The organism is Aquimarina ulvae, assembly GCF_053613295.3.
Genome location: NZ_JBSIBP030000021.1, coordinates 1 through 9,410 on the forward strand (window position 1 = coordinate 1; position 9,410 = coordinate 9,410).

The 9,410-nt window shown below is 34.7% G+C and carries 9 protein-coding genes and 1 tRNA gene; 2 read left to right on the forward strand and 8 right to left on the reverse strand.

The window, feature by feature from the left end; genetic code table 11:
* Window positions 1-134: 134 nt before the first annotated feature.
* The 7 genes from ACWGOQ_RS23565 to ACWGOQ_RS23595 form a co-directional block, all read right to left on the reverse strand.
* A tRNA-Val gene (locus ACWGOQ_RS23565) sits at window positions 135-212 on the reverse strand.
* Window positions 213-297: 85 nt separating this feature from the next.
* Window positions 298-1,515, reverse strand: a complete 1,218-nt coding sequence (locus ACWGOQ_RS23570; protein WP_452060322.1) for a bifunctional folylpolyglutamate synthase/dihydrofolate synthase — start codon at window positions 1,513-1,515, stop codon at window positions 298-300.
* Window positions 1,516-1,734: 219 nt separating this feature from the next.
* Complete coding sequence (locus tag ACWGOQ_RS23575; RefSeq protein ID WP_452060315.1) at window positions 1,735-2,646, reverse strand: energy transducer TonB; 912 nt, start codon at window positions 2,644-2,646, stop codon at window positions 1,735-1,737.
* 3 nt (window positions 2,647-2,649) lie between these two features.
* The gene (locus ACWGOQ_RS23580; RefSeq protein WP_452060316.1) at window positions 2,650-3,042 is read right to left on the reverse strand and encodes an ExbD/TolR family protein; all 393 of its coding nucleotides are present in this window, start codon (window positions 3,040-3,042) and stop codon (window positions 2,650-2,652) included.
* Window position 3,043: 1 nt separating this feature from the next.
* Window positions 3,044-3,730 carry a MotA/TolQ/ExbB proton channel family protein gene (locus ACWGOQ_RS23585; RefSeq protein ID WP_452060323.1) on the reverse strand — a complete coding sequence of 229 codons (687 nt, stop codon included), beginning with the start codon at window positions 3,728-3,730 and terminating at the stop codon, window positions 3,044-3,046.
* Between the two features lie 86 nt (window positions 3,731-3,816).
* Window positions 3,817-5,286, reverse strand: coding sequence for a sodium/proton antiporter NhaB (nhaB, locus tag ACWGOQ_RS23590; RefSeq protein WP_452060317.1), 1,470 nt, complete (start codon window positions 5,284-5,286; stop codon window positions 3,817-3,819).
* Between the two features lie 25 nt (window positions 5,287-5,311).
* On the reverse strand, window positions 5,312-6,538 hold the full coding sequence (locus ACWGOQ_RS23595) for a Glu/Leu/Phe/Val dehydrogenase dimerization domain-containing protein (RefSeq protein WP_452060318.1): 1,227 nt from the start codon (window positions 6,536-6,538) through the stop codon (window positions 5,312-5,314).
* 120 nt (window positions 6,539-6,658) lie between these two features.
* Here ACWGOQ_RS23595 and ACWGOQ_RS23600 point away from each other — a divergent pair, with 120 nt between their 5' ends.
* Both ACWGOQ_RS23600 and ACWGOQ_RS23605 read left to right on the forward strand, forming a co-directional pair.
* Complete coding sequence (locus tag ACWGOQ_RS23600) at window positions 6,659-6,970, forward strand: hypothetical protein (RefSeq protein ID WP_452060319.1); 312 nt, start codon at window positions 6,659-6,661, stop codon at window positions 6,968-6,970.
* 8 nt (window positions 6,971-6,978) lie between these two features.
* Window positions 6,979-8,121 carry an acyl-CoA dehydrogenase gene (locus ACWGOQ_RS23605; RefSeq protein ID WP_452060320.1) on the forward strand — a complete coding sequence of 381 codons (1,143 nt, stop codon included), beginning with the start codon at window positions 6,979-6,981 and terminating at the stop codon, window positions 8,119-8,121.
* 61 nt (window positions 8,122-8,182) lie between these two features.
* On the opposite strand, the gene ACWGOQ_RS23610 is transcribed toward ACWGOQ_RS23605, so the two are convergent.
* Window positions 8,183-9,259: an adenylate/guanylate cyclase domain-containing protein gene (locus tag ACWGOQ_RS23610; RefSeq protein ID WP_452060321.1), complete on the reverse strand. Its 1,077-nt coding sequence runs from the start codon at window positions 9,257-9,259 to the stop codon at window positions 8,183-8,185.
* Window positions 9,260-9,410: the final 151 nt, after the last annotated feature.

Consider the following 9,410-nt stretch of genomic DNA (forward strand, 5'->3'; position numbering starts at 1 on the left):
ATGTAGAGTTCTTCTTATTTAGACTAACAACTATTTTCGCCTAAATACTTAATCCCACAACTTTTGGACTTGATCCCAGATAATTTGGAGGAAATAAAAAAGGAATCAACATTCTACGAATGAAAATTCCCTTTTGGTGGGCAATGAGGGATTCGAACCCCCGACCCCCTCGGTGTAAACGAGGTGCTCTGAACCAACTGAGCTAATTGCCCTTATGTTTTTCACAATCCTTGTTCCTGATTGCGGATGCAAATATAAGACAGTTTTATAGTCTACCAAAAAAAAATTAAAGAAAAATTAAATTATTTCTGCTACTACAAAAGTACTACCGCCAACAAACACTAAGTCCGCACTGTTAGCCTCCTGTAAAGCAGCATTATATGCTTTTTTTACAGAGTTATAACACCTTCCTTTTAAACTAAATTTTAATGCTTCTTGCTGTAAAATTTCATTATTCAAACCTCTTGCAATTTCAGGTTTAGAAAAGTAATATGTTGCATTTTTTGGAAACAACGGTAAGATATCGTTCAAATCCTTATCATCAACCACACCAACCACTATATGTAACTTGCGATATTCTTGTTGCAGCAATTGTTTCATAACCAATAGTAAACCATCTTTGTTATGAGCCGTGTCACATATCACCTTAGGATGCTCTTGTAAAATTTGCCATCTTCCTAATAAACCTGTATTATCTACAACCTTACTAAGACCTTTTTGAATATCTTCTTTACGAATATTCCATTCTTTTTCTTGTAGCACTGAAATTGTCTGCAACACAGTTTTCATATTCTCATTTTGATAATCACCTTTCAAATCTGTATTAAAAATTGTACCCTCATAATTTACTGCAAAAAAAACATCGCTTTGAAGTGATACAGCCTTTTCTGTAAAAACCTTTTTCGTTTCAGGTGTTGTCCTTCCTATAACTACAGGAATTTCCTTTTTAATAATCCCTGCTTTTTCTAAAGCTATCTCCGGCAATGTATTTCCTAGAAATTTGGTATGGTCTAACCCAATATTGGTAATAATGGATACTTCTGGATGGATAATATTAGTAGAATCCAGACGACCTCCCAGACCTACTTCTATTACTGCTATATCTACTTTTGACTCAGCGAAAAATTTAAATGCTAATCCTACAGTCATTTCAAAAAAAGAAAGTTGGTTCGCTTCTAAATAAGCCCTATGCTTTTCAATGAAATCTACCACATAATCCTTACCAACCATTTTGCCATTTATACGAATTCGTTCTCTAAAATCTTTTAGATGAGGAGAAGTGTACAAACCTACCTTGTATCCTGATTCTTGAAGGACTGAAGCCAGCATATGACTGGTAGACCCTTTACCGTTGGTTCCGGCCACGTGGATACTTTTAAACTTAGTTTCTGGATCTCCTAAGTATGAAGCTAGCTTAACCGTATTTGTTAAATCAATTTTATAAGCACTTACACCCTGACGTTGATACATTGGTAATTGTGCAAACATCCACTCTAAAGTTTCTTGATAATCGATAATTTTCTTTAATTATTTATTTAATAACTCACGAGAATTTGTTCCTCTTTTTCTACAACTCTCATCTTTCATAATAGATCGCTCCGGATTTTTAAAAAATATCTTTGGATAAAATTTTAAACATCCATCGAATGGTCAAGTATATTACAACTAAAAGTCCGAGAAAGATATATAATGAGGAATACCGTAAAAATTGTGATTGTATTCTTTTAATGATGACTATTCACCTAAACCAAAAGTAACTTCTACAAAACCTATTTGTTTTACAGGAGCTTTTGGATCTGGTTTCCATTTAAAAGTTAAAGCTGTTTTTCTAGCAGGGTCTAAAAGACAAGTGGCACTATTAGTGGTTCCTTTGACACCTGGAGTCGCTTGAATAACGTTACCTTGTCTGTTCACGACAACCTTTACTACTACGCGTCCGGCTTCGTTACACTCCTGTACAACTTTAGAGTTTGTAGGACGACCTCGACCGTTTAATCCGTAACCTACTCCACCTGTACCTCCAGGTCCTGGTTGCCCATAATAGCTGGTTGCATAAGGATTACCATTGGGGTTACCCTTATCTCCAGGTTTATTATCATCACCCTCTCCACCTTTTGATTTTCCATCACTTTTAGGCCCATTGGAGAAACTGTCTAATATGTCTAACGTTGATTTATCAGGTTTTGGATCTGGTTTTTTCTCTTCAACCTTCTCTACCGGTTTCTCTATAGGCTTTTCGACAAGTTTTTCGACAGGTTTTTGTTCTACTGGTTCATCTGTTGGTTTCTCCTTTGGTTTCTCAACCTTTTTCTTAGGCTCCTTTTTTGATTTTTCTTCTACTACAGGGGCATCTTCCAAATCTTGAGTAACTACTTCTTCAGTAATCTCAGAAGTTTCCGGTTCAGGTTCTGGTGTAACGGGTGTTGGTTCTGGAGTAGTCTGTTTTGGTGATGATTGAATAGCTTCTTTAGGCTGTATATCACCTGATCCTGTAAGTGTGGTTCCAAAATTTACAGCAATCCCACCTTCTGGAGTAGGATCCAAAGCATTCAATCCCAAATAAAACAATAGAAAAATTATAGCCACGTGCAGTATTGTCGTGATTATAAAAGATTTCTTTTTATGTCTTGTATCTAACTTTAGCATAAGTTATTCCGGCTTTACGGCCAAGATTACTTTATATTTATTTCTATTAGCAATATCCATTACACCTACAGCTTTTTCTATAGGAACACCTTCCTCTGCTCTAAGTATAATTGTAGGTTCGTTTGTACCGGATAATTTAGATTTTAAGGTAGATTCTAATCTACTCTGACTTATTCGTTCATTATCTACATAGTACTGTAGCTTATTCGTGATACTCACCGATATATTCTGAACGTTAGAGCTCTTTCCTTTTGCTTTTGGCAAAATTAAATCCAATGCTTCTGGAGTTATTGTTGGTGATGTCAACAAAAAAAACACCAACAATAAAAATACAATATCTGTCATGGATGACATACTAAACTCTGGACTTACTTTATTTCTTCCTCTTAAGTTCATACTAAGCAGGTTCGTTTAACAAGTCAAGGAAATCCACGGCAGTCGCTTCCATTTGGTGTATTACTTTATCTGTCCGCACTACCAGATGGTTGTAGCCTATATACGCGACAATACCTACAACAAGTCCTGCAACGGTTGTGGTCATTGCAGTATAAATACCTTCTGCTAACGTTCCCATGTCTGCACTTCCTGAGCTTGACGCCAAGTTATGAAACGCCAAAATCATACCAATTACGGTTCCTAGAAATCCAATCATTGGTGCTGCACCTGCAACTGTGGCCAGGATACTAACGTTTTTTTCTAGTTTATACACTTCTAATCGACCTGCATTTTCGATGGCTTTATTGATATCTTCTAAAGGATTACCAATTCTAGAAATTCCTTTTTCTGTTAATCTTGCAACTGGATTATTTGTTTGTGCACACAATATTTTTGCAGCTTCAATTTTACCACTGGCTACGTGATCTCTAATTTGATGCATAAAGCTTTCATCATATTTTGATGCTGCTTTTATAGCAAAAACTCTTTCGAAATAAATATAAACTGCAACAAACAATAATACAAAGAGGATTGCAATAATTGTTACCCCTGCCGCTCCTCCACTAAGCAATAAATCAATAATTGATAATGTTTTTTCTTCAGCTTCTGGATCAATTTCTTTGGTGTTTTGGGCTAACATACCAAGCATTAATAAATGGGTCATATGTTTTTTTGTTTATTTAGTGTTAGTATACTAACGTTATTTCTATAGGTTAAGTATATTCTTAATCGTGGTTATAATACATAAATTATTCCTAATAAGCCTACTCCACCAAGGATAATAGTATATGGCAAAGCCATTTTCACCATTCTTCCATACGACAAACCTATTAGCGGAGCTAAGGAAGAGGTTAGTAAAAATAAAAACGCTGCCTGACCATTAGGTGTTGCAACACTTGGTAAATTTGTTCCTGTATTTATAGCAATTGCAAGTTTCTCAAACTGTTCTCTACTAATTACACCATTATCAAAAGCTTGTTTTACTTCTCCTATATACACAGTCGCAACGAATACATTATCACTGATCATGGATAATAATCCATTTGCTACATAAAACATAGAAGGTTGCTTTTCAGGATCTAATGTTAATGCCCAGTCTATTATAGGTGAAAAAAGGTGTTGATCGTGAATCATAGCAACTATTACAAAGAAAACTACCAATAACCCTGTAAAAGGAAGTGCTTCTTCAAAGGCTTTCCCCAGTTGATGCTCTTCGGTAATACCCATAAAAGCTGTTTGTACAATAATTAGTGCCAAGCCGATAAATCCTACGGGAGCTAAATGCAGTGCTAAACCAGCTATAAGCAGTATAGCTGATATACCTTGTACAATCAAGCCGTACTTAGATTTATCTGATCTGTTTGCATCTTCCTGATCTGTATAATTTTCAATAATCCTTCTGGCAACTTCAGGTAATTTTGCTCCAAACCCAAACGAACCTGTTAGTTCTAATACTACTGTTGTTAATAACCCTGCTACTAATACAGGCAATGTTATTGGAGCCATTTTAATAAAAAATTGTATAAAATCCCACCCCATTCGTTCACCAATTAGCAAGTTTTGAGGTTCCCCCACCAATGTACAAACTCCTCCTAGCGCAGTACCAACGACTCCGTGCATTACTAAACTTCTCAAAAAACTTCTAAACTGTTCCAATGTTTCTCCACTCAATTCCTTTCTATCTAATGTGCCATCTTGATCAAAATCCGAAGCTGGCATTGAATGAATCTTATGATACACTCCATAAAAACCTACAGCAACACTTATTAATACCGCAGTCACTGTTAATGCATCTAGAAAAGCTGAAAGTATCGCGGACAGAAAAACAAATAACATAGACAATACCATCTTTGATTTTATCTTAGTGAATACTTTACTAAAAATATACATCAGCAAAGGTTTCATAAAATAAATACCCGCTACCATAAATACCAGCAGTAATACAACTTCGAGGTTTTGATCCACTTCGTGATATGCATTCTTTGGGGTAGTAAGATTTAATGCAAGTATCTCTATAGCTAGCAGCCCACCAGATTGCAAGGGATAACATTTGAGTGCCATGGCCAAGGTGAAAATGAATTCTGCTATAAACAACCAAGCACAAACCGTCGGGTTGATATAGTATACAATAACATTAAGTATTAAAAAACTAATCATTATTGTTTTAAACCATTTTGGGCTATTGCCTAGAAAATATTTGAACATAGTATACGCTATTAATTTATTATAATTACACTAACTGTTTGAATGCTATTTCAAACGCAGTTCTACTTATATTTGTTTTTGAACTATTCTTTTCAAAAATTCTTTGTATCGCATCTTTAATTGTTTGGGATGTATCATTAAAAATTGCTTCATCAGTCATTAAAACTCTACGCTCCATAAAATAAGCAAATACTCTTGCCATTCCACAATTTGAAATAAAATCAGGGATGAGACTCACTTGCTCATCAGTATATTCCATAATAGCACCAAAAAATATTTCTTTATCAGCAAAAGGAACATTAGCACCACATGAAATCACTTCTAATCCTGAATGAATCATCTGGGTAATTTGGTCCTTAGTAATCAATCTTGATGCTGCGCAAGGAGCAAATATTTCTGTTTGTAAAGACCAAATTTTATCATTTAGCTCTTTAAAAGGGATTAGCGTTTCACTATATAACTTATTTCCTTTTTTATGTAGATACAGTTTTTTGATTTCTTCAAAAGAAAATCCATCCTCATTAATCAATCCTCCAGCATGATCAATAATTCCAACAACATTTGCCCCCATTTCTGAAAGGTAATATGCTGCTGCAGACCCCACATTTCCAAAACCTTGTACTACTGCTTTTTTTCCTTTTACAGTTCCGCCGTAGATATGATAATAATGTCGTACTGCTTCTGCAACACCATATCCCGTTATCATATCTGCTACGGTATATTTTCTTGAAACATCTGGTGAAAACGTAGTGTTTTCTAATACTTTTATTACTCCTTGACGTAACTGCCCTATTCTATTTATTTTATCCGCTTCTGTAGGTTGAAAATGTCCATTAAAAACTCCTTCTTGCGGATGCCAAACACCACAGTTTTCTGTTATGGGAATCACTTCATGAATTTCATCAACATTTAAGTCCCCTCCAGTACCGTAATAACTTTTTAGTAATGGTGACACCGCTTTATACCACCTTTCTAACACACCTTTTTTGCGTGGATCATTCGGATCAAAATTGATTCCGGATTTTGCTCCTCCAATTTCAGGACCGGAAACTGTGAACTTCACCTCCATGGTTTTAGCCAGCGAAAGAACTTCATTCATATCCAATCCCAAGCGCATTCTTGTACCGCCACCAGCTGCTCCTCCTCTGAGTGAATTTATTACTGTCCAGCCTTCTGCTTCAGTTTCAGCGTCTTTCCAGTTAAAAACTATTTCGGGTGCTTTATTTTCGTATTTCTTTAATAATTCTTTCATTTTTTTAACTTCAACTTATACAACCACTTTATTTTATAAGACTATATCTTATTGAATTTCCTAATTATGTTTCACTCCATTATGGAGTTAGTGCTGTCTCATAAAAACGATATTAATAAATTGAAAACGACATCCTGTGATGGATTCCACAAATATAAAAAACTAAACAGGGCAAAAGCTGAAATTCAAAAAATAATAATTCAAAAACTAAAAACAAGATTGCCCATGCTTTGTACTCCAGAAATTAAAAATATTTTAAGATCAAACCAAGTAGATTATAGCGTGCCAAAAGAAAATCTCAAAAAACAAAAAAAACATCAAAACTATATTATTATAGCTTATATTTGTAGAATTAATAAAAATATCGAACTTATCTCGATTTATTTTCATAAAAAAGTTGAATTTGCGTGTTATGCGCGCACAGTAAATTAGGATTAAATATGGACTTTAAACTATCCGAAGAACAAATAATGATACGAGATGCCGCTCGTGATTTTGCAAAAGCCGAATTATTACCTGGCGTAATCGAAAGAGACAACAAACAGGAATTTCCGACTCAGCAAGTCAACAAAATGGGTGAACTAGGTTTTTTAGGAATGATGGCTTCACCAGAATACGGCGGAGGCGGTATGGATACTTTGTCTTATGTACTGGTAATGGAAGAATTATCAAAAATAGACGCTTCTTCTTCTGTGATAGTATCCGTAAATAACTCCTTGGTATGCTGGGGATTGGACACCTTCGGTACTCCTGAACAAAAAGAAAAATACCTTACTAAACTGACAACAGGAGAGTCCATTGGAGCTTTTTGTTTATCAGAGCCTGAAGCAGGTAGTGATGCCACTTCACAAAAAACTACTGCGATAGACAAAGGTGATTATTATATTCTTAATGGGACTAAAAACTGGATTACCAACGGAGGAACTTCTGATTATTACTTGGTGATCGCTCAAACAGACAAAGAAAAAAAACACCGCGGAATCAATGCTTTTATTGTAGAAAAAGGATGGGAAGGTTTTGAGATTGGTCCAAAAGAAGATAAATTAGGAATTAGAGGTAGTGACACGCACTCCTTAATATTTAATGATGTTAAAGTTCCTAAAGAAAATCGTATTGGTGAAGATGGGTTTGGCTTCAAGTTCGCTATGAAAACACTTGCTGGTGGACGTATTGGTATTGCAGCCCAAGCTTTGGGAATAGCTCAAGGAGCCTATGAATTAGCAAAGGAGTATTCTAAAGTACGTAAAGCATTTGGTACAGAAATTATGAATCACCAAGCTATCGCTTTTAAACTTGCTGATATGCACGTTCAAATTGAGGCTGCACGAATGTTAGTTTATAAAGCTGCTATGGATAAAGATAATCATGAAGATTATGATTTATCAGGAGCAATGGCTAAACTAGCTGCTTCACAAGCCGCTATGGATGTTACAATCGAAGCGGTACAAGTGCACGGTGGCAATGGTTTTGTAAAAGAATATCACGTAGAAAGATTAATGAGAGATGCAAAAATCACTCAGATATATGAAGGCACAAGTGAAATACAAAAAATTGTAATTTCCAGAAGTATTCTTAGAGATTAATTAGTTAAGTATTCTCTATTCAAAAGCCCAAATCGTATGAACGATCTGGGCTTTTTCGAATTCAGCTATTTTTTCTTTTATTGATAGCATATAATGTTACTTTCTTTTCTTTTCCTTTTAAATTAATACTACCAATCGAATTTATATCGTACTCCTTTCTAAACGTTATTGCTTTTAATAAAGATTCAGAAATAAGTAAAGATTCATGATAAGCATTACATTTTTCTTGTATTCTTGCAGTTGTATTTATTACATCTCCGTGAAAGGCAATTTCTTTTTTTACGGTTCCAACCTCGGTAGCGATAAGCTTCCCTCCGTGTATACCTGCTTTAAACTCCGGAAACAAACCGTATTTAGATTCGTATCGTTTCTTATTTTTAGTCAATCTTTTTTCAAAAGCAAAGAACACTTTAATGCAACTTTCATTCTTAATTCCTTGTTTAAAAGTCCAATGCAGTACTGCCTCATCGCCAACATACTGATATACATCCGCATCATACTTTGTCATTACCCTATTCAAGTCAAAAAAACAATCCTGAATTAATTTACTATATGTAAAATGTCCTAATTGCTCAGCAATAGCCGTAGAAGATTTTAGGTCTAAAAACATGAAAATTCTTTTTTCCTCCCTAGGCTTCCTATACGTGCCAAATAAAAGTTTCAAAAACACTCCTCGTCCAAACTTTTCATTGGCTATTTTAATAAATGAGAAAATCAGAGATGATAATATAAAGTAAGCGACAATTAACCAAAAAATCTTGCTAGTCTTCCACCAATCACCTTCGTGCAGATAATTTAGATCTAATCTGGTTTCCATAAGCTCAAACACATAACCAGTTGCCCATATAAGCACGACTAAATATATTGCAGATTTCTGCAATATTACAACCCATAAAGGTAATCGTTTAGACAAAAACCTATCAAATATAAATTCAATGATAGCATAAAATAATCCGATAATTAAACCATAAATCATACCGATTCTAAGCCAGTCTACTATAGGAATCACCGAATTGTCAATACCCTCTTCATCACCAAGCGCATAATAACGAATGACTATAAATAAGCACAGTGCTATTGACCAATACAACGTTGCTTTAAATAATAATCTAAGAAACTGTTTGACAGAATAATTCAAACTAAGATGTATAAATTTAGAGTTTATCTCGAATAAGCACATCACTTATCGAACGATATTTAGCTATTGAGTATAAAAAACAATTGGATTTTCATAATGATCTATACAAAAATCTAATCTGACTCTCGATTATAAATTTAGATTAAATTTA

Bases quoted from the DNA above. Each gene is read 5' to 3' on its own strand.
- ACWGOQ_RS23575 (WP_452060315.1), bottom strand. From the start codon at position 2,646: ATGCTAAAGTTAGATACAAGACATAAAAAGAAATCTTTTATAATCACG.
- ACWGOQ_RS23580 (WP_452060316.1), bottom strand. From the start codon at position 3,042: ATGAACTTAAGAGGAAGAAATAAAGTAAGTCCAGAGTTTAGTATGTCA.
- ACWGOQ_RS23585 (WP_452060323.1), bottom strand. From the start codon at position 3,730: ATGCTTGGTATGTTAGCCCAAAACACCAAAGAAATTGATCCAGAAGCT.
- nhaB (WP_452060317.1), bottom strand. From the start codon at position 5,286: ATGTTCAAATATTTTCTAGGCAATAGCCCAAAATGGTTTAAAACAATA.
- ACWGOQ_RS23595 (WP_452060318.1), bottom strand. From the start codon at position 6,538: ATGAAAGAATTATTAAAGAAATACGAAAATAAAGCACCCGAAATAGTT.
- ACWGOQ_RS23605 (WP_452060320.1), top strand. From the start codon at position 6,979: ATGGACTTTAAACTATCCGAAGAACAAATAATGATACGAGATGCCGCT.